Genomic DNA, 22208 nt, shown 5'->3' with positions numbered 1-22208 from the left:
TGGGAACGATCAGTGTCGGATCAACGCTGAACAACCCGCAAAGCATTCTGTTCTTTGGGCAGAACCCGCTTGGCAACTACGTAGTGGCTTTCCCAGTACGGTTTCTTCAGGGTGTCGATGCTCACCGACTTGCCACGGCGTGGAGCGTGGATGAAGCGGTCGTTACCCAGGTAGATGGCAACATGATTGACCCGGCGGCTCTTGAGTTTGAAGAAAATCAGGTCGCCTGGCTTCAGATCGTTGCGATCGACTTTCTCGCCATGACCGCTGGCCATGGCATTAGAGGTACGAGGCAGGTCAAACGTGGCGTCATTGAACGCGTATTTCACCAGGCCGCTGCAATCGAACCCTTTACTTGGGCTGCTGCCACCCCAACGATAAGGCGTACCGAGCACGTTTACCGCACGGCTCAATACGTTGCTGCTTTCCTTGGTGGCCATTGGCGGCACCAGATTGCGGTTGGCGCCGCTCAATTGAGGAGAGCGTTTTACAGTCTGTTTGTTTTTGCTTGAAGGAGCAGAAACATGAGATTTCGGGGTGAAACCATTAACGTTAGGAAGACGTTGCTCACGGTTGGTGGCGTGGGCGGCCAGAGGCAATAATAGGCAAATGGTTAGCCAGGTCTTGAAAAATGAACGCATCAGCAAGGCTCGTAGATAGTGAACGCGCAACTTTATAACAGCTTTTTTCCCCCTCCCGTGGCCGTTGGTCGATTCACTTTGCTGGCAACGGAACCAAATAAGCAGAAAATTGACGTGATTGTCGGACAGAAGTCCGTGAGCATAAGGGTTTGAAGGGGATGCAGCTCATATTTGCCGTATGTCGGTCATTGGTAAAAAAGTCACAAGAAATTCAAGAATATTTCTCTATCGCGTGAATCGAGGTCATCCATGAACACCTATCGACATCCCGTTTCACAGCAAGACACCCATAGCAAAGTGATCGGTTATCTACTGTGGATTTTCGGTTTTACCGGGGCTCATCGTTTCTATTACGGCAAACCGGTGACCGGGACGATCTGGTTTTTCACTTTCGGTTTGCTGGGCATTGGCTGGCTGATTGACCTGTTTCTGATCCCGGCCATGGATCGTGAAGCGGACCTGCGCTTTACCGCCGGACCCATCGAATACAACGTGGCGTGGATTCTCCTGACGTTTCTGGGAATCTTTGGTGTGCACCGGATGTATCAGGGGAAGTGGATCAGCGGCTTGCTGTACCTGGTGACGGGCGGGTTGTTCTTTCTGGGGGTGTTGTATGACTTCTGGACGTTGAATGATCAGGTGTCGGTTCGCAATGCGCAGAACCGCTGATTAATGATGATCGTTCCCACGCTCTGCGTGGGAACGATCAGATTGCGCTTACGCTTGGTGGCTGATCCGCCCATCCACCAGGGTGTAACGCACCAGACCCGGCAGGCTGTGACCAATGAACGGGCAGTTTTCGCCCTTGGACAGCCAGGTTTCACCGGCCACGGTCGAGGCCGCAGGGTCGAACAGTACGATATCTGCAGGCCCACCCACCGCCAGCTTGCCCGCCGGCAGGCGCAACGCCTCGGCAGGACCGGCGCCCAAGCGTGCGAGCAGCGTCGGTAAGTCGAGCAAACCGTCTTCCACCAAGGTCATCGCCAGCGGCAGCAGCAATTCAACACTGCTGATGCCCGGCTCGGTCGCGCCGAACGGCGCCAGTTTGGCATCACGTTCATGGGGCTGGTGATGGCTGGAGATGGCCGAGACCACCCCAGACTTCACCGCTGCCCGCAGGCCGTCGCGGTCCGCGCGGGTGCGCAGCGGCGGCTGGACGTGATAGAGGCTGCTGAAATCGATCAGTGCTTCGTCGGTGAGGATCAGCTGATACAACGCCACGTCCGCCGTGACCTTCAAGCCACGGGCCTGGGCCTGGGCGATCAGCGCCACACCGCGGGCGCTGGTGAGCTGGCTGAAGTGCGCACGCACACCGCTTTGCTCGACCAGCAGCAGATCCCGGGCCAGGGCCACGGTTTCGGCGGTTTCCGGAATGCCCGGCAAACCGAGGAAACTCGCAGTCGGGCCTTCGTGAGCCAGGCCGCCTTCGGCCAGATCATGGTCCTGCGAGTTGAAAATCACCGTCAGGTCGAACGTCGCCGCGTATTCCAGCGCCCGGCACAGGGTGCGAGTGTTGCGAAAGCTCTCCAGACCATTGCCGAAAGCCACGCAGCCGGCATCGCGCAAGGCGACCAGTTCGGCCAGCTGTTCGCCATCCAGACCTTTGCTCAGAGCGCCGATCGGGAAGACTTTGGTATTGCCGGCTTCGCGGGCGCGGTCGAGGATCAGTTCGGCCACGGCCGAGGTGTCCAGCACCGGTTTGGTTTTCGGTGGGCAGCACAGGCTGGTCACGCCACCGGCAGCAGCTGCGCGGGTTTCGCTGGCGATCGAGCCTTTACGGCTATAACCCGGCTCGCGCAGGGCGACGTTCAGGTCAACCAGCCCGGGGGCGGCAACCAGACCTTTGGCGTCAATGGTGTCTACTGCAACGAAACCCGCTGGAGCGGCGCCGAGGGCGACGATCTTGCAGGCTTCAACGTGGATATCAGTCACTTGATCCAGACCGCTGGCCGGATCGATAACGCGTGCGCCGAGAATGCTGAGCTTCACTGGGCGTTCTCCTGCTCGAATTGGCGCTGGGCTGTTTGCCCGCTCATGGCCATGGACAGCACGGCCATACGAATCGCGATGCCGTAGGTCACCTGGTTGAGGATCACCGAGTGCGGACCGTCGGCCACCGCCGACTCAATTTCCACCCCACGGTTGATCGGCCCCGGGTGCATGACGATGCAATCCGGTTTGGCTCCGGCCAGACGCGCGGTGGTCAGGCCGAACAGGCGATAGAACTCGCCTTCGCTTGGCAGCAGGCCGCCGGTCATGCGCTCACGCTGCAAGCGCAGCATGATCACCACATCGACGTCTTTCAGGCCTTCGGTCATGTCGGTGTAGACCTTCACGCCATATTGCTCGATGCCGATCGGCAGCAGGGTTTTCGGCGCGATTACGCGGATGTCCGGGCAGCCGAGGGTTTTCAGCGCCAGCATGTTCGAGCGTGCAACCCGCGAGTGCAGGATGTCGCCGACGATAGCTACCGAGAGATTCTCGAAGCCGCCCTTGTGCCGACGGATGGTGAGCATGTCGAGCATGCCCTGGGTCGGGTGGGCGTGACGGCCGTCGCCGCCGTTGATGATCGCCACTTGCGGGCAGACATGTTCGGCGATGAAGTGCGCCGCGCCGGAATCACCGTGACGCACGACGAACATGTCGGCGGCCATGGCTTCCAGGTTGCGCAGGGTATCGAGCAGGGTTTCGCCCTTGCTCGCCGACGACGTGGATACGTTCAGGGTGATCACGTCGGCCGACAGCCGCTGGGCCGCCAGTTCGAAGGTAGTGCGGGTACGGGTGGAGTTCTCGAAGAACACGTTGCACACGGTCTTGCCGCGCAGCAACGGAACTTTCTTCACCGCCCGGGCACCCACTTCGAGGAACGAGTCGGCGGTGTCGAGGATTTCCGTCAGCAGCTCGCGGCGCAAACCGTCGAGCGAGAGGAAGTGGCGCAGCTGGCCCTGATCATTGAGCTGCAGCGGGCGCTTGGTTTCTAGAGGCGTCATCGCGAGGGGGACTCTCAATAGGGCGAATTAAAGGGCGAGGTCTTGAAGTTCGAGCTTGAGTTCCGGGCCGGACAGCTTCACGCGCTCATGGGCTGCCAGCGACAGAGTCGCGCCAACCACGTTCGGGCGGATCGGCAGTTCACCGGCGTCCAGGTCCAGCAGGCATACCAGCGTCACACTGGCCGGGCGACCGTAGTCGAAGAGTTCGTTCATCGCGGCGCGGATGGTCCGACCGCTCATCAACACGTCATCGATCAGCACCAGATGCTGGCCTTCGATCTCGAACGGCAGTGCCGAAGGGCGTACTTGAGGGTGCAGGCCGTTCTGGCTGAAATCATCGCGGTAGAACGAAACATCCAGGGTGCCCAAGGGCGAATCGCTGCCCAGTTCATCGAGCAACGCCTGCGCTACCCAGACGCCACCGGTCCGAATGCCGATGTAGCGCGGTTCGCTGATGCCCCGTTTGGCCAGATAGGTGTCTAGACGGATCGCCATCTGGCTGATCAGTTCGGCGGGATTGGGCAGGCTCATGGTTTGCTCCTTCTTTGTCCCCAGCCGGATGCTGCTTGAGTGGTGGCTGGGGTTGTAGCTAAGGGAGACGCCGCAGCGGCTCTTCAGAATTAGGTACGCTCAGGATTCGAACAGCGCGGTGTTTTCGTCGAGCCAGCCTTGCAACAGTAGCGCGGCGGCGATGGCATCGACCGGGTTGTCGCGGTAACTGCCTTTCTGGCCGCCCCGGACCAGACGTTCGCCCTTGGCCTCGAAGGTGGTCAGGCGCTCGTCGTGCGTATAAAAGGGCAGGTTGTAGCGGCCGTTCAGGCGCCGGGCGAACTTCTCTGCCCGCAGGCACATGTCGCTCGGCGTGCCATCCATGTTCAGCGGCAGACCGACCACCACAGCGTCGGGTTTCCACTCTTTAATCAGGGCTTCGACCTGATTCCAGTCGGGAATGCCGTTTTGTGCCTTCAAGGTGCACAGCTCGCGGGCCTGGCCGGTAATCACCTGACCGACCGCAACGCCGATCTGTTTGGTGCCGTAGTCGAAACCCAAAATCAGCCGCAGGGCCATCAGGCGTGCCCCGCCTGGCTGGTGAGCAAACTGAGATTGATACCCAGATGTCTGGCCGCCGCTTCAAGGCGCAATTCGCTGCTGGTGTTGAACAGGATGTCGGCGTGGAACGGGCAAGTCAGCCAGGCGTTGTCAGCCAGTTCGGCTTCCAATTGACCGGCTTCCCAACCGGCGTAGCCGAGGGTGATCAGGCTTTTCGCGGGGCCGACGCCGTCGGCGATGGCGAACAGCACGTCCTGCGAGGTCGACAGCGATAACTCGCCGTCCAGATCAACGGTCGCCTGATAGGTTTTCCCCGACGGGTGCAGGACAAAACCGCGATCGGTTTGTACCGGGCCGCCAATAAAGATCGGCACGTGCTGGCAGAGGACCGGCGGCTCGATATCGGGGCGCAATTGCTCGAGGATATCGGCCAGGTTCAGGTCCTGCGGCCGGTTGACCACCAGCCCCATGGCACCATTGGCCGTGTGCTCGACGATGTAGGTCAAGGTGTGCGCAAAGTTCGGGTCGGCCATATGAGGCATGGCGATCAGGAAGTGATGCTTGAGGTAGCTGGGGCTGACGTTCTTCATGAGCGCTAGTGTGGCGTTGGAGGGGCGAACTGACAAGCCGGGGATGCCGCAATTTGGCAGTCGGCACAGACCAAATGTGGGAGCGGGCTTGCTCGCGAAGAGGGCGGTACATTCAACATTGATGTCGACTGCCCCGACGCCTTCGCGAGCAAGCCCGCTCCCACAGGGGTTTTGTGGTGGTCAGTTACTGGAGAGTCTGTCCCCACGCGCAAACTTCCAGGTACGGATGATTTCCAGCCGATCGATGTCCGACAGATCCCCGGTAAACGGTGCAAAAGGCGCCGCCAGCCTCACGATGCGCTGCGCCGCCTGGTCCAGCAGCGGCTGGCCGGACGATTCCAGCACCAGCACTTCATACAATGAGCCGTCGCGATTGATCGAGACCATCAGTCGCAAATTGCCATAAATCTGTTTGCGCCGTGCTTCGTCGGGGTAGTTGAGGTTGCCGATGCGCTCGACCTTCTTGCGCCATTCATCTTTGTACCAGGCACCCTTGTCGCGCATGGTCGAAGCGGCGCTCAAACGGTGGATGCGTGGGCGCTTGGCATACAGCTGTTGTTCATTGGCCAATTCCGCTTCCAGGCTGGCGATGTCACTGGACAGCTGCGCGCTGTCGAACGTCGGTGCCGCCACTTGGGGTTTGGTCAGGGGCTTGGGTTCTTCAGTCTTGCTGGCGGCTTTTTTCGGCTTCGGCGCGACGGTGGTCACAGATGCCTTGGGCGCGGCTTCCTGCACTTGAGGTTTGGCCGCCGGCGGTGGAGTAACTGGCTGCACCTTGTTGTCCTGGAAGGGCGCGACCTCGGTGGTCTTGGGAATCGCCTTTTTCTCCAGGGTGCCGCTGCCTTCCTGATTTTCCTGGGCGAGAAAATCAGCTTTCGCAGGCTTCTTTTCGCTTTTGAAAGTGGCGAGGGTGATTTCCAGGGTTTTGCTGATTTGCTGGGGTTCGACCATGGTGAACCCGACGCCCAACAGCAAGGCCAGGTGAATCAGCGCCGCGAGAAACAGGGTAAAGCCGAGGCGATCGGCCGGGCGCACGCCACGATGGGCGAGTTCAGCGGGCAGGTCGGCTGGGAGTGTCATAACAAGGAAACCAACATCGCGTTTTCACGGGCCGGGCATGATAACGCAATGTTGGTTTGGCTTATCAACGAGCCTTGAGCTTCTGATCGATGGCATCCATCAGCAGGCCACCGATGTCGGTACCGAACGCGTTATCGATCTCGCGAATGCAGGTCGGGCTGGTGACATTGATTTCGGTCAGATGCTCACCGATCACATCCAGACCGACGAACAGCAGGCCTTTCTCGCGCAGGGTCGGGCCGACTTGTGCGGCGATCCAGCGATCTTTCTCGGTCAGCGGTCGGGCTTCGCCACGGCCACCGGCGGCGAGGTTGCCACGGGTTTCACCGAGCGCGGGAATTCGTGCCAGGCAGTAATCCACCGGCTCGCCGTCGATCATCAGGATGCGTTTGTCGCCATCGACGATCGCCGGCAGGTAACCCTGGATCATGATCTGCTGCCGACCATGCAAGGTCAGGGTTTCGAGAATCACCGACAGGTTCGGATGACCAGCGGTGTGACGGAAGATCGACGAACCGCCCATGCCGTCCAGCGGCTTGAGGATCACGTCACCGTGATGGTCGGCGAATTCACGCAACACGTCCGGACGACGGCTGACGATGGTCGGCGGCGTGCACTGCGGGAACAGCGTGGCGAACAGTTTCTCGTTGCAGTCACGCAGGCTTTGCGGCTTGTTGACCACCAACACGCCGGCATTTTCCGCTTGTTCCAGCAAATACGTGGAATAGACGAATTCCATGTCGAACGGCGGATCCTTGCGCATCAGGATCACATCCAGATCGCTCAGCAGCGCATCGCTTTCGGCGCCCAGCTCAAACCATTTTTCCGGGTTGGCGAACACCTTCAGCGGACGCATCCGCCCGCGAGCCTCGCCTTCGGCCTGATACAAATCGCGCTGTTCCATATAGAACAGTTCCCAGCCGCGCTTTTGCGCGGCCAGCAGCATGGCCAGCGAGCTATCCTTTTTATAGGAGATGCTGGCAATAGGATCCATGACAATCCCGACGCGAACGCTCATGGGTTTTTCCTCGAAATTGGGGTGGAAAGTGTTGTGAAAAAGTGGCGTCAGAGTGGCGCTGAGTGTGTTTCCGGTCAAGGAAAAACCACCGCCAGGGTCGCCGGATAGATTGGATGGGGAGACTGTGCTAAAAAGGCTGCCATGCCGTGTTGGCCCTTAAGTATCAAGGGTTTCGAGCCAACGGTAAGTGGCAAACGGACAAATTGATTCACAAAGGCGACGGTAGAGCCACTATGGAACAGCATTCCAGCGCCTTGAAGGTCATGGTGATCGATGATTCGAAAACGATTCGTCGCACCGCCGAAACGCTGTTGAAAAACGTGGGCTGTGAAGTCATCACCGCAGTCGATGGTTTCGATGCCCTGGCCAAGATTGCCGACAATCACCCTGGCATCATCTTTGTCGACATCATGATGCCGCGTCTGGATGGCTATCAGACCTGCGCTTTAATCAAGAACAACAGTGCGTTCAAGTCCACGCCAGTGATTATGCTGTCGTCCAAAGACGGGTTGTTCGACAAGGCCAAGGGGCGGATCGTCGGTTCCGACCAGTTTTTGACCAAACCCTTCAGCAAGGAAGAACTGCTGAACGCGATCAAGGCCCATGTACCGGGCTTCGCCGCCGTTTCGCCGCAGTAGGACACGCACAGTGACGCTCGGCCATGGGGCCTGGTGTCGACAAGAATGGGGAAGACCATGGCACGTATTCTGATCGTCGATGACTCGCCGACCGAAATGTACAAACTGACCGGCATGCTCGAAAAGCACGGTCATGAGGTGTTGAAAGCCGAAAACGGCGCCGACGGCGTGGCCCTGGCCCGTCAGGAAAAACCCGACGCGGTGCTGATGGACATCGTCATGCCCGGCCTCAATGGTTTCCAGGCGACCCGTCAGCTGACCAAAGACCCGGAAACCGGGCACATTCCGGTGATTATCATCACCACCAAGGATCAGGAAACCGACAAAGTCTGGGGCACGCGCCAGGGCGCCAAGGACTACCTGACCAAACCGGTCGATGAAGAGACCCTGATCAAGACCCTGAACAACGTGCTGGCCGGTTGATCGTCCGGTCATGACCGAGTCGCTGACGGCTTTCGAACTGCTGCTGCAGATTGACCAGCGCTGTCGTCTGCTGGCGGCGGACCTGCCATCCCAGCCGACCCGACAGGACAGCTGGAGTGGCATCGGTTTTCGCTTGGGCGAGCATTGGTACGTCGCACCCATGGGCGAAGTCAGCGAAGTCCTGCACGAACCGCGGGTTACGCAATTGCCGGGGGTCAAGCCCTGGGTCAAAGGCGTGGCTAACCTGCGCGGGCGCCTGCTGCCGATCATGGATTTGCAGGGCTTTTTTTATGGTTATGAGTCCGGCCATGAACTGCCGGCCTTGCGCAAGCAACGGCGGATATTGGTGGTGGAGCACAAGGAAGTGTTTGCAGGGTTGATGGTCGATGAGGTCTTCGGCTTGCAGCACTTTGCCCAGGACAGTCTGGAGCCGGTGCCGACCGATGACTTGCAAGGGCCGATGTCGGCGTTCGTCAAAGGCCGGTTTCAGCGTGAGCAGAAGTGGCAGGTGTTCAGCCCGTTTGCGTTGGCGCAGTCGCAAGGATTCATGAACGTCGCCGCATAACCGGCGCGACGCCGATTCAATGTGGGAGCGGGCTTGCTCGCGAAAGCGGTCATTCATTCAACATTGATGCTGACTGACCCATCGCCTTCGCGAGCAAGCCCGCTCCCACAGGTTCTTCGGCAAGGTTCACAGGTGTGGTTAACAGGCGAGGACCGATGATAAAAGCAAAATCAGGCAAGCCAGAAGGGTCGCGCAGTCGGTCGCAGATCATCGCGCTGTTCATCGCGTTGATCGTCTTCATCATGCTGCTGTTCGCCAACTTCGCGTACCTCAACACCCAGGCGAATTACGACAAGCAGTACATCGGCCACGCCGGTGAGCTGCGCGTGCTGTCTCAACGCATCGCCAAGAACGCCACTGAAGCCGCCGCCGGCAAGGCCGCGGCGTTCAAATTGCTCAGCGATGCGCGCAACGACTTCGCCCAGCGTTGGGGCTACCTGAAGAAAGGCGATCCTTCCACCGGCCTGCCGCCGGCACCGTCCACCGTGCGCCCGGAAATGCGCGCCGTGCAGCTGGATTGGGAGCGTCTGCTGAAAAACACCGACGCCATCCTCTCCAGCGAACAGACCGTGCTGTCCTTGCATCAAGTGGCTGCGACCCTGGGCGAAACCGTGCCGCAGTTGCAGATTGAGTATGAAAAGGTCGTCGAAACCCTGCTGCAACGCGGCGCCCCGGCCGCTCAGGTGGCGATGGCCCAGCGTCAGTCTCTGCTGGCCGAGCGGATTCTTGGTGCGGTGAACACTGTGCTGTCCGGCGACGAAAGCTCGCAGCAGGCAGCCGACGCCTTCGGTCGCGACGCGGCGCGTTTTGGCCTGGTGCTCAACGGCATGCTTCAAGGCAATGCGGCACTGAAAATCAGCCAGGTCGAAGACCGCGATGCGCGCGCCCGGTTGACCGAGATTTCCGAACTGTTCGAATTCGTTTCGGGTTCCGTGGACGAAATCCTCGAAACCTCGCCGCAGCTGTTCAAGGTCCGCGAATCGGCCACCAACATCTTTACCTTGTCGCAAACCCTGCTCGATGAAGCCTCGCACCTGGCCAGTCGGTTCGAAAACCTCGCCGGCGGACGCAACACCGATACCATCGGCGGCTATGTGCTGGGCCTGCTCGCGTTGATGTCGATCATCCTCATCGGCTTGGTGATGGTGCGTGAAACCAACCGTCAGCTGCGTGAAACCGCCGAGAAGAATGAGCGCAACCAGAACGCGATCATGCGTTTGCTGGACGAAATCGAAGACCTCGCCGACGGCGACCTGACCGTGACCGCCTCGGTGACCGAAGACTTCACCGGCACCATTGCGGACTCGATCAACTATTCCGTCGACCAACTGCGCGATCTGGTGGCGACCATCAACCTCACCGCTGGCCAGGTCGCCGCCGCCGTGCAGGAAACCCAGGCCACCGCCATGCACCTGGCCCAGGCCTCGGAGCATCAGGCCCAGCAGATTTCCGAAGCCTCCACGGCGATCAACGACATGGCCCAGTCCATCGATCAGGTCTCGGCCAACGCTGCCGAATCCTCCGCGGTGGCCGAGCGCTCGGTGGAGATCGCCAACAAGGGCAATGAAGTGGTGCACAACACCATTCATGGCATGGACAATATTCGCGAGCAGATTCAGGACACCGCCAAGCGCATCAAACGGCTGGGAGAGTCTTCTCAGGAAATCGGCGACATTGTCAGCCTGATCGATGACATTGCCGATCAGACCAATATCCTCGCCCTCAACGCGGCGATTCAGGCGTCCATGGCCGGTGACGCCGGGCGCGGTTTTGCGGTGGTGGCCGACGAAGTGCAGCGTCTGGCCGAGCGTTCGTCCGCGGCGACCCGGCAGATCGAAACACTGGTGCGGGCGATTCAGACCGACACCAACGAAGCGGTGATTTCCATGGAGCAGACCACCACCGAAGTGGTGCGCGGCGCGCGTCTGGCGCAGGATGCCGGAGTGGCCCTGGAAGAAATCGAAGGTGTATCGAAGACCCTCGCGGCATTGATCCAGAGTATTTCCAACGCCGCGCAGCAACAGACTTCGTCGGCCGGCCAGATTTCCCTGACGATGAACGTGATCCAGCAAATCACTACGCAGACCTCGTCGGGTTCCACCGCCACTGCCGAGAGCATTGGCAACCTGGCGAAAATGGCCAGCCAGCTGCGACGTTCGGTGTCCGGTTTCACTTTGCCGGCCAGATCTGCGGACAACGCTTGAACCGCCCCAGGGCGGATGCATCTTGATTGGAGTGGTTATGGGTGATCGGCACGACTATGTGGCCCTCGAATGGGTCAAAGGCGAGATTGCCGAAACGCTGAAACAGGCTCATCAGGCGATCGAAACCCTGATCGACGATCCACAGGCGACGCACACGCTGAGCGAGTGTCTGGCCGGTGTCCATCAGGTTCACGGTAGTTTGCAGATGGTCGAGTTCTACGGCGCGGCCCTGCTCGCCGAAGAAATCGAGCAGCTGACCAGCGCCTTGCAGCAAAACCGCATCAGCCATCGCGACGAGGCGATCCATCTATTGCTGCACGCCTTGGGGCAATTGCCGACTTACCTCGACCGGGTGCAAGGCGCCCGTCGTGATTTGCCTTTAGTCGTGTTGCCTTTGATCAACGACCTGCGTAGCGCTCGCGGCGAAAGCTTGTTGTCGGAAACCAGTTTGTTCAGCCCGCAACTGCCGGAGCTGTCACCCCTGAGCCCAGAGGCCGTGGCGCTGCTGGAGCCATCCGACTTGCCGAATGTGCTGCGCAAATTGCGGCAGATGTTGCAAATGGCGCTGGTCGGCTTGCTGCGCGAGCAGGATAGCGAAACCCACTTCGGTTATCTGGCCAGGGTGTTTGCGCGCCTCGAAGCGTTGTGCGGCAATGCGCCCCTGAGCCCGTTATGGCAAGTCGCTTCGGCACTGGTCGAAGGTATGCGCAATGGCTCGATAGCCAACAGCCCGGCGTTGCGCAGCCTGTTCAAGGACGCCGACAAAGAGCTCAAGCGTCTGCTCGAACAGGGCATGCCCGGCATCAATCAACCGGCACCGCCGGAGCTGCTCAAGAGTTTGTTGTTCTATATTGCCAAGGCCGAACACCCCACCGGGCAGATGCTGACCATGAAAGATCGCTACTCACTTGACGACGCGCTACCCGACGGCGCGATGGTCGATGAAGAACGGGCACGGCTGGCCGGCCCTGACCGCGACGCCATGCGCTCGGTATTGTCGGCGCTGTGCGAAGAGCTGGTGCGGGTCAAGGAGCGCCTGGACTTGTTCGTGCGCAGCGACCGCCAGCACACCTCGGACCTCGAAAGCCTGCTGGCGCCCTTGCGGCAAATTGCCGACACCTTGGCGGTGCTCGGTTTCGGCCAGCCGCGCAAGGTCATCATCGATCAATTGGCGGTGGTGCTGAGCCTCGCCCAGGGCCAGCGCGAACCCAACGACGCGACTCTCATGGACGTCGCCGGAGCCTTGCTTTACGTGGAAGCGACCCTGGCCGGCATGGTTGGCACCGTGGAGCCGGAAAGCCAGGAAGACAGCCGTCTGCCGACCACCGATCTGACGCAGATCCATCAGATCGTGATCAAGGAAGCGCGCATTTGCCTGCAACAGGCCAAGGACATGATCGTCGATTACATCGACGCCGACTGGGACCGCCAGCATTTGCAGCCCTTGCCGGCATTGCTGACCCAAGTGCGCGGCGCGCTGGCGATGATTCCATTGGCCCGCGCGGCGAGCCTGGTCGAGACCTGCAATGGCTTCATCCGCGAGCATCTGCTGGTGGACCCGGGCCAGCCCGGCTGGCAGCAACTGGACAGCCTGGCCGACGTCATCACCAGCATCGAGTATTACCTGGAGCGCCTCGGCGACGACCCCGAAGCACCGGGGGAACACCTGCTCGATGTCGCGGAAAAAGGCCTGGCCTCACTCGGCTTCTTCCCCAGCGAACAGCGGGTGCCGATGCTCAAGGATGTGCTCAGCCCCAGTGAAGCCTTGGTCATGCAGGACATGCAGGAACTGGACGACCCCGAAACCGTTCAGTCCCTGGCCGATGTGCTGGCCAGCCCGGTGTCGTCGGTCAACCCACCAGCGCTGACCACGCCGGGCAGCCTGTTGCCGCCGCCCGCCAGTGAAGAGCCGGTGGACAATGAACTGCTGGAAGTCTTCCTTGAAGAGACTGACGAGGTGCTGGAAATCCTCGAGGAGTACCTGCCACGCTGGTCGGCCAACCCCGACAACACATCAGCCTTGGTTGAATTGCGCCGCGCCTTCCACACCCTCAAAGGCAGTGGCCGGATGGTCCGTGCGCTGGTGCTGGGTGAGTTGGCCTGGGCGGTGGAAAACCTGCTCAATCGGGTGCTTGAACACAGCGTCGCACCAGGGCCTGCGGTGCAACAACTGGTGGGCGATGCGCTGAAACTGCTACCGGAACTGGTGGCCGAGTTCGCCGCCAATGCCCAGCGCCAGCGCAACGATGTCGATCAACTGGCCGCCCGCGCCCATGCCCTCGCCAAGGGTGACAAGCCGTTGTCCGATGAGGACGCGCAGGATGTCGCGGCGCTCGATCCACTGTTGCTGGAGATCTTCCGCAACGAAGCCGAAACCCACTTGGGCAGCCTCAATCGCTTCCTCGATCAGGCCGCCGAGCATGTGCCGCTTCAGGCCAGCGACGAGTTGCAGCGAGCCTTGCACACACTCAAGGGCAGCGCCTCGATGGCTGGCGTGCTGCCGATTGCCGAACTGGCGGCGTCGCTGGATCAACTGGCCCGAGAGTACAAGGCGCACCGGATTGCCCTCGACCTGGACGAAGTCGAATTGCTGCTGGAAGCCGAAGGGCTGTTCCGTCTTGGGCTGCGACAACTCAAGAGCGATCCGCTGGCCGAAATTCCCGACGCCCACTCGTTGATCGAGCGAACCCACACAGTGCTGACCGAGCGTCTGCACAGCCTCTTGAGCGCGTCCAACACGGGACTGCGCATCAAGCGCGACCCGCAACTGATCAACAATTTTCTCGCCCAGGGCATGGACATCCTGCTGGACGCCGAAAGCCTGTTGCAGCGCTGGCAGCAGCATCCCGGCGAGCGGCAGGAACTCAGCGCGCTGCTGGACGAATTGACCACCCTCGGCGAAGGCGCGCACTTGGCCGATCTGCATCCGGTGGATGAACTCTGCGAGGCCTTGCTCGACCTCTATGGCGCGGTGGAAGAAAGCAGCCTGGCGGTCAGCGACAGGTTTTTCCACGAGGCGCAAAGTGCCCATGAAGCGCTGATCAATATGCTCGACGAACTGGCCGCCGGCCAGGAAGTCACTGCGCAACCGGCGCGCGTTCGGGCCTTGCGCGGCTTGCTCGATGAGAGTCTCGATCCCTCCTCCATGGGCCTGATTCGTAGTGACGGCAGTCGCACCCTGAGCATCCGCGAACTGGGCAGCGCCACCGCCGAGCTGGAGCAGAGCGCGACCCAGGTTGAGCTGGACGACGAAATCGTTTCGATCTTCCTGGAAGAGGCGGTGGATATCCTCGAAAGCGCCGGCCAGGCCTTGCAGCGCTGGCTGAGTGACCCGGACAATGCCGCGCCGCTGTCGTCCTTGCACCGCGATTTGCACACCCTCAAGGGCGGTGCGCGGATGGCCGAGGTCGAGCCGGTCGGCGATCTGGCCCATGAACTGGAAAGCCTTTACGAAGGCCTGGTGGACCGTCGTTACAGCCACAGCGAAGGGCTGGCGCAGTTGCTGCAACAGAGCCATGACCGACTGGCCATGTTCCTTGATCAGTTACAGCACAACCGTCCGCTGGGTGACCCGGGCGAGTTGATCGAAGCCATTCGTGAGTTTCGTCAGGGCAATGCCGGCAGTGCCGAGGTGATCGAACCGGCGGCCAGCAATGACTCGGCGGGACATGATCCCGAGCTGCTGGAGATCTTCCTCGAGGAAGGTTTCGACATCATCGAAAACTCCGGCGCGGCACTGTTGCGTTGGCAAGCCGAGCCGTCGAATCGCCAGGAAGTGGAAACCCTGTTGCGCGATCTGCACACCCTCAAGGGTGGCGCACGGATGGTGGAAATTGCGCCGATTGGCGACCTGGCCCATGAACTGGAATTTCTCTATGAAGGTTTGTCGGCGGGCGTGCTGCAACCCACCGCCGAGCTGTTCTCGTTGTTGCAACGCAGCCATGACCGACTGGCGCAAATGCTCGACGCCACCCGCGCCGGTCAGCCATTGCCACCGGCCGATCGGTTGATCGACGCGATCCAGAATTTCAGCCATCCGGCGGTGCCTGAAACTGCGGAATCGCTGGTGATGCCCGCAACACCCAAAACCGAGCCAACCGCTCCCCAACCCGAAGGCACCGACACGGTCAAGATCTCGGCGGAGTTGCTCGACGATCTAGTGAATCTGGCGGGAGAAACTTCAATCTTGCGGGGCCGCATCGAACAACAGGTCAGCGATGCACGGGTGGCCCTGAGTGAGATGGAAACCACCATCGAGCGCATGCGTGACCAGTTGCGCCGCCTCGATACCGAAACCCAGGGGCGGATTCTCAGCCGTCAGCAAGTCGAAGCCGAACGCCTGGGCTATGAAGAATTCGATCCACTGGAGATGGACCGTCATTCGCAGTTGCAACAGTTGTCGCGGGCATTGTTCGAATCGGCCTCCGACCTGCTCGATCTCAAGGAAACCGTCGAGCAGCGTAATCAAGACGCGGAAAACCTGCTGCAACAGCAGGGCCGCATCAACACCGAATTGCAGGAAGGCCTGATGCGTACGCGCATGGTGCCGTTCGAGCGAATGCTGCCGCGTTTGAAGCGCATCGTTCGGCAGGTCGCCAGCGAGCTGGGCAAGGACGTGGACTTCGTCGTCGGCAACGCCGAAGGCGAGATGGACCGCAACGTCCTCGAACGCATGGCCGCGCCGCTGGAGCACATGCTGCGCAATGCCGTCGACCATGGGCTGGAATCGGCCGAGGTGCGAATCGCGGCGGGTAAACCAGCCCAAGGCAAGATCACGCTCGACCTGTCGCGAGAGGGCGGCGACATCATTTTCGACATCCGCGACGACGGTGCCGGCGTGCCGCTGGACGCCGTGCGGCGCAAGGCGATCAAGCGCGGATTACTCAACCCGGACAGCGACATCAGTGACCGCGACGTGCTGCAATTCATCCTGCAACCGGGGTTCTCCACCGCCGAAAAAATCACCCAGATCTCCGGGCGTGGCGTCGGCATGGACGTGGTTCACGAAGAAGTCCGCCAGCTCGGTGGCAGCATGAGCATCGACTCTGTGCCGGGGCAGGGCGTGCATTTCCGGATCCGCCTGCCGTTCACCGTATCGGTCAATCGCGCGCTGATGGTGCAATGCGGGGAGGATCAATACGCGATTCCGCTGAACACCATCGACGGCATCGTTCGGGTGTTGCCCAACGAACTCGAAGGGCATTACCGGCTCGATCCACCGACCTACGAATACGCCGGGCAACGTTATGAGTTGTGCTATCTCGGCGAGCTGCTGAAAACTAGCACCCGCCCGAAACTGCTGGGCCAGAGCCTGCCGTTGCCGGTGTTGCTGGTGCAGTGCAACGAGCGGCACGTCGCGGTGCAAGTGGATGCCATGGCCGGTACCCGGGAAATCGTGGTCAAAAGCCTTGGCCCGCAGTTCGCCGCGGTGCAGGGTTTGTCCGGCGCGACGATTCTTGGCGACGGCCGGGTGGTGCTGATTCTCGACTTGCTGGCGCCGATCCGCGCGATGCAAGTGCGTGCGCCGCAACGGCCTGTGACTCAGGACGTCGAGCCCGAGGCGCAACGGCCGTTGCTGGTGCTGGTGGTCGACGATTCGGTCACCGTGCGCAAGGTCACCAGCCGTTTGCTGGAGCGCCACGGCATGAACGTGCTGACCGCCAAGGACGGGGTCGACGCCATGTTGCTGCTCGAAGAACACAGGCCCGACCTGATGTTGCTGGACGTCGAAATGCCGCGCATGGACGGCTTCGAAGTGGCGACCCAGGTGCGCGCCGACGAGCGCTTGCAGCATCTGCCGATCATCATGATCACCTCTCGTACCGGCCAGAAACACCGCGACCGCGCCATGGCCATCGGCGTCAACGACTACCTCGGCAAGCCATACCAGGAATCGGTGCTGCTCGATAGCATTGCCCGGTGGAGCAAAACCCATGCATGAGCACCGTTCCAGCAATCTCACCGGGCTTTTATTGCCCTTGGCTGATCGCAACCTGATTTTGCCCAACGTCGCTGTCGCTGAACTCATCGATTACCAACCCGGCGCCTTCGACCTCGACACACCACCGTGGTATCTGGGGCGGGTGACGTGGCGGGATCGGCAGATTCCATTGCTTAGTTTTGAGTCGGCGTGTGGCAACAAAGTGGTGATCGGTGAGCGAGCACGGATCGTCATCCTCAACGCCCTCGGCGGGCGGCCTGAGCTGAAGTTCATTGCGTTATTGGTGCAGGGGATTCCGCGGTCTTACAAGTTGGATAGTCAGTTGAGCTATGTCGATGTGCCGTTGTGTTCGCTGGAACAGGCGGCGGTGCAGGTGGGGGAGCAAGTGGCCAAGGTGCCGGATTTGTTGGCGCTGGAGGAGCTGCTTGTTACAGCAGGGTTAGCCCACTGATCGTTCCCTCGCTCCGCGTGGGAATGCCTCAACGGACGCTCTGCGTTCGGCTTTTTGGGACGCAGAGCGTCCCGGGCTGCATTCCCACGCAGAGCGTGGGAACGATCGTGAAGCCCTCTTGCCACAAAATTTCTGCGTCAGGTTGAAGATTCCCAAAAAGGGACCTATCGTTCCTTTTTTGGGACTTATCGGTCGTTGCCGTGAAAAACCTGTCACTAAGCGAAGCCTTGTTCACCACCACCCAGCAAAAAGTGCTCGGCCTGTTGTTCGGTAACCCCGACCGAAGTTTTTACGCCAACGAAATCGCCCGCTGGGCTCAAGTGGGTAAAGGCAGTCTCATGCGCGAGCTGGATCGGTTGCAGCGGTCAGGCGTGCTGACCATGACCCGTCAGGGTAACCAGACCCACTATCAAGCCAATCCCGACTGCCCGATCTATGCCGAACTGCTGGGCATTGCCCGCAAAACTTTTGGTATTGCCGAGCCTCTGCGTCAGGCGCTCCAACCCTTTGCCGAACAGATCACCTGGGCATTTGTGTACGGATCTATCGCCAAGGATCAGGCAAACGCATCCAGTGACATTGATCTCATGCTGATCGGTGAGGGCCTGCACTACAGTGAAGTGATGGAGCGGCTCATACCGATGGAAGAGCAGTTGGGCCGCGTCCTCAACCCGACGCTCTACACCCCCGACGACTGGGCCGCAAAACTGGCGGCTGAAAATAGTTTTGTCGTGCGGGTAGCGCAGCAGGACAAGATCAATCTGATGGGGGGAAACCCTTTGGAGTCCAAGGATGGGCAGCAACGAGAACCTGGAAAACCTGTTACGTAGCGGTGGACTGAAAGCTGAGCCGCCGGATCGCAAGGAGTGCGAAGGGCTGATGCGTTCGGCTGTGGATCGATTGAAAGACGCGCAAACGTCTTGATCGTTCCCACGCTCTGCGTGGGAATGCAGCCCGGGACGCTCCGCGTCCCATTCGAGAGCTGGAACGCGGAGCGTCCCTTGAGGCATTCCCACGCAGAGCGTGGGAACGATCGGGACGGTGTTCGATCATTACGGTCAGCGTAACGATCCAACACTCTTGATTGATGCCCCACACCCAACACTCCTAAGGTGACTCCCACGACAGCTCTTACAGGGGCATTGTGTTCTGAAACATTGCGCTTTTAGTCTCAAGGCCTGAGCCTTGCGCGATGCGGCAATGAATTTTGAGGGTGAACAACAGATGTATCACGGAGAAAGATTGAATGCCTGGACGCATCTGGTCGGGGCGGTGGCGGCGTTTGTCGGGGGTGTGTGGTTGTTGGTGATCGCCAGTATGGACGGCAGTCCGTGGAAGATCGTCAGCGTGGCGATTTATGCGTTCACCTTGCTGGTGCTCTACAGCGCCTCGACCGTTTACCACAGCGTGCGCGGGCGCAAAAAAGCGATCATGCAGAAGGTCGATCATTTTTCGATCTACCTGCTGATTGCCGGCAGTTACACGCCGTTCTGCCTGGTGACCCTGCGCGGGCCGTGGGGCTGGACGTTGTTCGGGATTGTCTGGGGGCTGGCGCTGATCGGCATCCTGCAAGAAATAAAACCCCGCTCGGAAGCGCGGATTTTGTCGATCGTGATTTACGCGGTGATGGGCTGGATCGTACTGGTGGCGGTCAAGCCGTTACTGGCGGCGCTGGGGCCAGTCGGCTTTACCTGGCTGGCGTCGGGCGGGGTGTTGTACACCGTGGGGATTATCTTTTTTGCCCTCGATCATCGTTTGCGTCACGCCCATGGCGTATGGCATCTGTTCGTGATCGCCGGGAGCGTGCTGCACTTTGTGGCGATTTTGTTTTATGTCCTGTAGAGCGCACTGCAGCTATTTGCAAAACCTGTAGGAGCGAGGCTTGCCCGCGAAGAACGATGACGCGGTGTACCTGATATACCGCGGGGGATTGTTCGCGGGCAAGTCGGATCGCCGCACCGCTCGCTCCTACAGGGTGGGGCATAGGTGATCCAGTTGCGCCTGCGCCCGACGGCTGAACACTTGCAGCAAATCGCTCAAGGTGTGCGGCGGCGGTTCGTCGGCGCGGGTCACCGCGTACAGGGTGATCGGCAGCGCCGGCGCCAGGGGGCGAATCGCTGTGGTGGCGGGAGACGCGCCGAGCGCGGTGAACGGGTCGATCACTGCCAACCCGGCACCGGATTCAACCATCGCCCGCGCCAGCGAATAGGTCTGCACCGCGATGCGTACCTTGGGTGGCGGATCGACCGCCTCAAGGTAGCTGTCGAGTCTGGCGGCCAGCGGGTCGGCGCTGGACAAGCCGATCAGCGGCGCACCGGCCAGTTCGATCAACCGCAGCGGTTTACCGTGAGTGTCATCGGCCCAAAAGCCCTTCGGCGCCAGCGCCACCAACATCCCACAGGCCAGGGCTTGCGCCTTCAGGCCCGGATGATCCGGCGGTTGCAGCGTCAGGGCGACATCCACTTCGCGCATCAACAGATTCTGCATCAGCTCACGGCTGTGGGCGCTGGACAGTTCGCAGGCGATTTCCGGGTAGCGTTGCGTCCATTCGTTGATCGCCGGTGGCAGCAGCGACAAGGCCAGCGCCGGGATGGCGCCGATCCGTACACTGTGGCCCGGCTCGCGGCGCAGGCTCAGCGCCAGACGTCGCACCCCTTGCAGGCTTTCAGTGACCTTATCGACCTCGCGCTCAAGCTCCAGGGCTTCGGGCGTCGGCTGCAATTTACCGCGCACCCGCAGGAATAACGCAAAGCCCAGTTGCTGTTCGGCGTGTTGCAGCACTTTGCTCACCGCCGGCTGCGACACGTGCAGCAACTGGGCGGCGCCACTCACCGAACCGGTCTGGCGAATGGCCTGAAAAATCTCGATGTGTCGCAGTCGCATGGCAAGTCCATAACCTTTGTTTATGGGTCAGCCATCTTTATGCATTGTTCAACGGCTGTCACCTGGTCCTAACCTGAAGCCTGTTCCAACAACGCTTAAGGACAGACATGGCTCAGCGGGTTTGCATCATCGGTGGCGGCGTCATCGGACTGACAACGGCTTACGCACTGGTTCGCGACGGCATCGACGTGACGCTGATCGAGGCCCGGGATTCGTTTGCCAGCGAGACCAGTTTCGCCAACGGCGGCCAGTTGTCCTACCGCTATGTCGCGCCACTGGCCGATGTCGGCGTACCGTTGCAGGCGCTGGGCTGGATGTTGCGCGGTGATTCGCCCTTGAAGCTGCGTCCGCGCCTGGACCCGGCGCAATGGCGCTGGATGGCGTCCTTTCTGGTGGCCTGTCGGCGTTCGGTGAATCAGCGCAACGGCGCCCATCTGCTGCGTCTGGCGTTGCTGAGCCAGGCCACGCTGCAAGGCTGGCGCGACGAAGACCGCCTCGACGGTTTCGATTGGCGGCGCAACGGCAAACTGGTGACGTTTCGTGAAACGGCAAGTTTCGAGCATGCGCGCCAAGGGCTGACTGATCCACGACAGCAACAGGTATTGTCCCGGGCCGAATGCGCACAGTTGGAGCCGGCACTTGCCGAGGCGCCGTTCGTGGGCGCGATCTACACGCCCGATGAAGAAGTCGCCGATTGCCATGCGTTCTGCCAGCAACTGGTGGCTCGGCTCAAGGCGTCGGGGCGTTGCGAGTTTTTGCTCGGCCGCACAGTCACCGGCATTCGCCACGCGGACGGCGCGGTACAGGCCATCGAAATGGGCGCGCAGGTGCTGCCAGTCGAGCAATTGGTGATCGCTGCCGGTCATCGCAGCCCGGCGCTGGCGTTGCCGGGCATGAACCTGCCGCTGTATCCGCTCAAGGGCTACAGCCTGACCCTGCCGATCCGCGCCGAACATCGCGCGCCGGAGCTGAGCATCACCGATTACAACCGCAAGATTGTTTACGCCCGCATTGGGGCACAACTGCGCGTAGCGGCAATGGTCGACATTGTCGGTTTCGACCCGGCGCTCGATCCCAAGCGCCTGGCGCTGATCAAACGCCAGGCGCAGGAAACCCTGCCCAATGCCGGCGATTACGGCGCCGCCATCGAATGGGCCGGCATGCGCCCGGCGACGCCCAGCGGCGTGCCGTTGATTGGCGCCACGGCGTACCGCAACCTCTGGCTCAACCTTGGCCATGGCGCCCTGGGTTTTACGTTGGCCTGCGGTAGCGCTCGACTGCTGAGTGAGTTGATTGCCCGGCGCGCACCCTCGATCGAAATGCAGGGCCTCGCACCCCGCGTCGCCTGACTGGAAAAGGAAAAAGAACCAATGAGCATCACGCGTTTCAACAGCAACAATCGACTCTCTGGCGCCGTGACCTTTGGCGAGCTGGTGTTTCTCTCGGGACAGGTGCCGGGTGACAGTCACGACGTCACCGGCCAAACCGCAGAGGTGCTGGCGAAAATCGACGGTTTGCTGGCCGAGGCTGGCAGCGACAAGGATCACTTGCTCAGCGCGACCATTTACCTGAGTGACATTGGCCGCGATTTCGCCGCCATGAACGAGGTCTGGTCGCAATGGTTGTCGCCGGACAAGGCGCCGACCCGCACCACGTTGCAGGCGCAACTGGCCCGTCCAGAGGTTCTGGTGGAAATCACCGTAATCGCCGCCCGCCGTTAATTCGATCTACCCA

Annotated in this window: 20 protein-coding genes; 11 read left to right on the top strand and 9 right to left on the bottom strand. The window is 60.7% G+C overall.

Annotated features, from left to right (window positions below):
• Nucleotides 1–20: 20 nt before the first annotated feature.
• Entirely contained in the window at nt 21–641 is a 621-nt protein-coding gene (locus tag MEB48_RS19860; RefSeq protein ID WP_237885650.1) for a C40 family peptidase, read from the bottom strand.
• Between the two features lie 249 nt (nt 642–890).
• Between MEB48_RS19860 and MEB48_RS19855 the strand changes: the two genes are divergently transcribed.
• On the top strand, nt 891–1310 hold the full coding sequence (locus tag MEB48_RS19855) for an NINE protein (protein WP_237885649.1): 420 nt from the start codon (nt 891–893) through the stop codon (nt 1308–1310).
• Nucleotides 1311–1358: 48 nt separating this feature from the next.
• Here the strand turns inward: MEB48_RS19855 and MEB48_RS19850 are convergent, their stop codons facing one another.
• The 7 genes from MEB48_RS19850 to gshB all read right to left on the bottom strand — a co-directional run bounded on the left by MEB48_RS19850 (nt 1359) and on the right by gshB (nt 7369).
• Nucleotides 1359–2630, bottom strand: a complete 1272-nt coding sequence (locus tag MEB48_RS19850) for a dihydroorotase (protein ID WP_237885648.1) — start codon at nt 2628–2630, stop codon at nt 1359–1361.
• Nucleotides 2627–3631 carry an aspartate carbamoyltransferase catalytic subunit gene (locus tag MEB48_RS19845; protein ID WP_007897943.1) on the bottom strand — a complete coding sequence of 335 codons (1005 nt, stop codon included), beginning with the start codon at nt 3629–3631 and terminating at the stop codon, nt 2627–2629. Before MEB48_RS19845 ends, MEB48_RS19850 begins: the two co-directional genes overlap by 4 nt.
• 27 nt (nt 3632–3658) lie before the next feature.
• The gene (gene pyrR / locus MEB48_RS19840; RefSeq protein ID WP_008068126.1) at nt 3659–4162 is read right to left on the bottom strand and encodes a bifunctional pyr operon transcriptional regulator/uracil phosphoribosyltransferase PyrR; all 504 of its coding nucleotides are present in this window, start codon (nt 4160–4162) and stop codon (nt 3659–3661) included.
• A gap of 99 nt (nt 4163–4261) precedes the next feature.
• Nucleotides 4262–4699: a Holliday junction resolvase RuvX gene (ruvX, locus tag MEB48_RS19835; protein WP_007897947.1), complete on the bottom strand. Its 438-nt coding sequence runs from the start codon at nt 4697–4699 to the stop codon at nt 4262–4264.
• Nucleotides 4699–5271: a YqgE/AlgH family protein gene (locus MEB48_RS19830; protein WP_237885647.1), complete on the bottom strand. Its 573-nt coding sequence runs from the start codon at nt 5269–5271 to the stop codon at nt 4699–4701. The genes ruvX and MEB48_RS19830 overlap by 1 nt, the downstream gene beginning before the upstream one ends.
• Nucleotides 5272–5451: 180 nt before the next feature.
• Nucleotides 5452–6351, bottom strand: coding sequence for an energy transducer TonB (locus MEB48_RS19825; RefSeq protein ID WP_237885646.1), 900 nt, complete (start codon nt 6349–6351; stop codon nt 5452–5454).
• Nucleotides 6352–6415: 64 nt separating this feature from the next.
• Nucleotides 6416–7369: a glutathione synthase gene (gshB, locus tag MEB48_RS19820; RefSeq protein WP_123500226.1), complete on the bottom strand. Its 954-nt coding sequence runs from the start codon at nt 7367–7369 to the stop codon at nt 6416–6418.
• A 233-nt stretch (nt 7370–7602) separates the two neighbouring features.
• Between gshB and pilG the strand changes: the two genes are divergently transcribed.
• From pilG to trhA, 8 genes are all read left to right on the top strand, one after another.
• Nucleotides 7603–8007 (top strand): twitching motility response regulator PilG, encoded by a 405-nt coding sequence (pilG, locus tag MEB48_RS19815; protein WP_237885645.1) that lies wholly within the window; start codon nt 7603–7605, stop codon nt 8005–8007.
• A 57-nt stretch (nt 8008–8064) separates the two neighbouring features.
• Nucleotides 8065–8430, top strand: a complete 366-nt coding sequence (gene pilH / locus MEB48_RS19810) for a twitching motility response regulator PilH (protein WP_008068134.1) — start codon at nt 8065–8067, stop codon at nt 8428–8430.
• Nucleotides 8431–8440: 10 nt separating this feature from the next.
• A complete protein-coding gene (locus MEB48_RS19805) occupies nt 8441–8995 on the top strand; it encodes a chemotaxis protein CheW (RefSeq protein WP_237885644.1) in 555 nt (184 codons plus the stop codon).
• Between the two features lie 155 nt (nt 8996–9150).
• Nucleotides 9151–11199: a methyl-accepting chemotaxis protein gene (locus tag MEB48_RS19800; protein ID WP_237885643.1), complete on the top strand. Its 2049-nt coding sequence runs from the start codon at nt 9151–9153 to the stop codon at nt 11197–11199.
• Nucleotides 11200–11236: 37 nt separating this feature from the next.
• Nucleotides 11237–17140 carry an Hpt domain-containing protein gene (locus MEB48_RS19795; protein ID WP_237885642.1) on the top strand — a complete coding sequence of 1968 codons (5904 nt, stop codon included), beginning with the start codon at nt 11237–11239 and terminating at the stop codon, nt 17138–17140.
• Entirely contained in the window at nt 17133–17591 is a 459-nt protein-coding gene (locus MEB48_RS19790) for a chemotaxis protein CheW (protein WP_237885641.1), read from the top strand. The genes MEB48_RS19795 and MEB48_RS19790 overlap by 8 nt, the downstream gene beginning before the upstream one ends.
• A gap of 200 nt (nt 17592–17791) precedes the next feature.
• Nucleotides 17792–18421, top strand: coding sequence for a nucleotidyltransferase domain-containing protein (locus tag MEB48_RS19785; protein ID WP_237885640.1), 630 nt, complete (start codon nt 17792–17794; stop codon nt 18419–18421).
• A gap of 394 nt (nt 18422–18815) precedes the next feature.
• Entirely contained in the window at nt 18816–19433 is a 618-nt protein-coding gene (gene trhA, locus MEB48_RS19780) for a PAQR family membrane homeostasis protein TrhA (protein ID WP_007897999.1), read from the top strand.
• A gap of 126 nt (nt 19434–19559) precedes the next feature.
• Here trhA and MEB48_RS19775 read toward each other — a convergent pair whose 3' ends face one another.
• The gene (locus MEB48_RS19775) at nt 19560–20474 is read right to left on the bottom strand and encodes a LysR family transcriptional regulator (protein WP_237885639.1); all 915 of its coding nucleotides are present in this window, start codon (nt 20472–20474) and stop codon (nt 19560–19562) included.
• Between the two features lie 107 nt (nt 20475–20581).
• Between MEB48_RS19775 and MEB48_RS19770 the strand changes: the two genes are divergently transcribed.
• Together MEB48_RS19770 and MEB48_RS19765 are read left to right on the top strand one after the other, a co-directional pair.
• Nucleotides 20582–21823: a D-amino acid dehydrogenase gene (locus tag MEB48_RS19770; protein ID WP_237885638.1), complete on the top strand. Its 1242-nt coding sequence runs from the start codon at nt 20582–20584 to the stop codon at nt 21821–21823.
• 21 nt (nt 21824–21844) lie between these two features.
• On the top strand, nt 21845–22195 hold the full coding sequence (locus MEB48_RS19765) for a RidA family protein (RefSeq protein ID WP_237885637.1): 351 nt from the start codon (nt 21845–21847) through the stop codon (nt 22193–22195).
• Nucleotides 22196–22208: the final 13 nt, after the last annotated feature.

Origin of the sequence: Pseudomonas sp. PGPR40 (assembly GCF_022014505.1) — a bacterium.
In the GTDB taxonomy this organism is placed as follows: domain Bacteria; phylum Pseudomonadota; class Gammaproteobacteria; order Pseudomonadales; family Pseudomonadaceae; genus Aquipseudomonas.
The sequence above is the reverse complement of the archived record's forward strand: the minus strand, read 5'-3'. Positions and strand labels throughout refer to the sequence as shown.

Coding starts and splice junctions, on each gene's coding strand:
- MEB48_RS19800 (WP_237885643.1), top strand. CDS start 9,151: ATGATAAAAGCAAAATCAGGCAAGCCAGAAGGGTCGCGCAGTCGGTCG.
- MEB48_RS19805 (WP_237885644.1), top strand. CDS start 8,441: ATGACCGAGTCGCTGACGGCTTTCGAACTGCTGCTGCAGATTGACCAG.
- MEB48_RS19765 (WP_237885637.1), top strand. CDS start 21,845: ATGAGCATCACGCGTTTCAACAGCAACAATCGACTCTCTGGCGCCGTG.
- trhA (WP_007897999.1), top strand. CDS start 18,816: ATGTATCACGGAGAAAGATTGAATGCCTGGACGCATCTGGTCGGGGCG.
- pilH (WP_008068134.1), top strand. CDS start 8,065: ATGGCACGTATTCTGATCGTCGATGACTCGCCGACCGAAATGTACAAA.
- MEB48_RS19795 (WP_237885642.1), top strand. CDS start 11,237: ATGGGTGATCGGCACGACTATGTGGCCCTCGAATGGGTCAAAGGCGAG.
- MEB48_RS19860 (WP_237885650.1), bottom strand. CDS start 641: ATGCGTTCATTTTTCAAGACCTGGCTAACCATTTGCCTATTATTGCCT.
- MEB48_RS19830 (WP_237885647.1), bottom strand. CDS start 5,271: ATGAAGAACGTCAGCCCCAGCTACCTCAAGCATCACTTCCTGATCGCC.
- MEB48_RS19825 (WP_237885646.1), bottom strand. CDS start 6,351: ATGACACTCCCAGCCGACCTGCCCGCTGAACTCGCCCATCGTGGCGTG.
- pilG (WP_237885645.1), top strand. CDS start 7,603: ATGGAACAGCATTCCAGCGCCTTGAAGGTCATGGTGATCGATGATTCG.
- ruvX (WP_007897947.1), bottom strand. CDS start 4,699: ATGGCCCTGCGGCTGATTTTGGGTTTCGACTACGGCACCAAACAGATC.
- MEB48_RS19855 (WP_237885649.1), top strand. CDS start 891: ATGAACACCTATCGACATCCCGTTTCACAGCAAGACACCCATAGCAAA.
- MEB48_RS19790 (WP_237885641.1), top strand. CDS start 17,133: ATGCATGAGCACCGTTCCAGCAATCTCACCGGGCTTTTATTGCCCTTG.
- gshB (WP_123500226.1), bottom strand. CDS start 7,369: ATGAGCGTTCGCGTCGGGATTGTCATGGATCCTATTGCCAGCATCTCC.
- pyrR (WP_008068126.1), bottom strand. CDS start 4,162: ATGAGCCTGCCCAATCCCGCCGAACTGATCAGCCAGATGGCGATCCGT.
- MEB48_RS19845 (WP_007897943.1), bottom strand. CDS start 3,631: ATGACGCCTCTAGAAACCAAGCGCCCGCTGCAGCTCAATGATCAGGGC.
- MEB48_RS19770 (WP_237885638.1), top strand. CDS start 20,582: ATGGCTCAGCGGGTTTGCATCATCGGTGGCGGCGTCATCGGACTGACA.
- MEB48_RS19775 (WP_237885639.1), bottom strand. CDS start 20,474: ATGCGACTGCGACACATCGAGATTTTTCAGGCCATTCGCCAGACCGGT.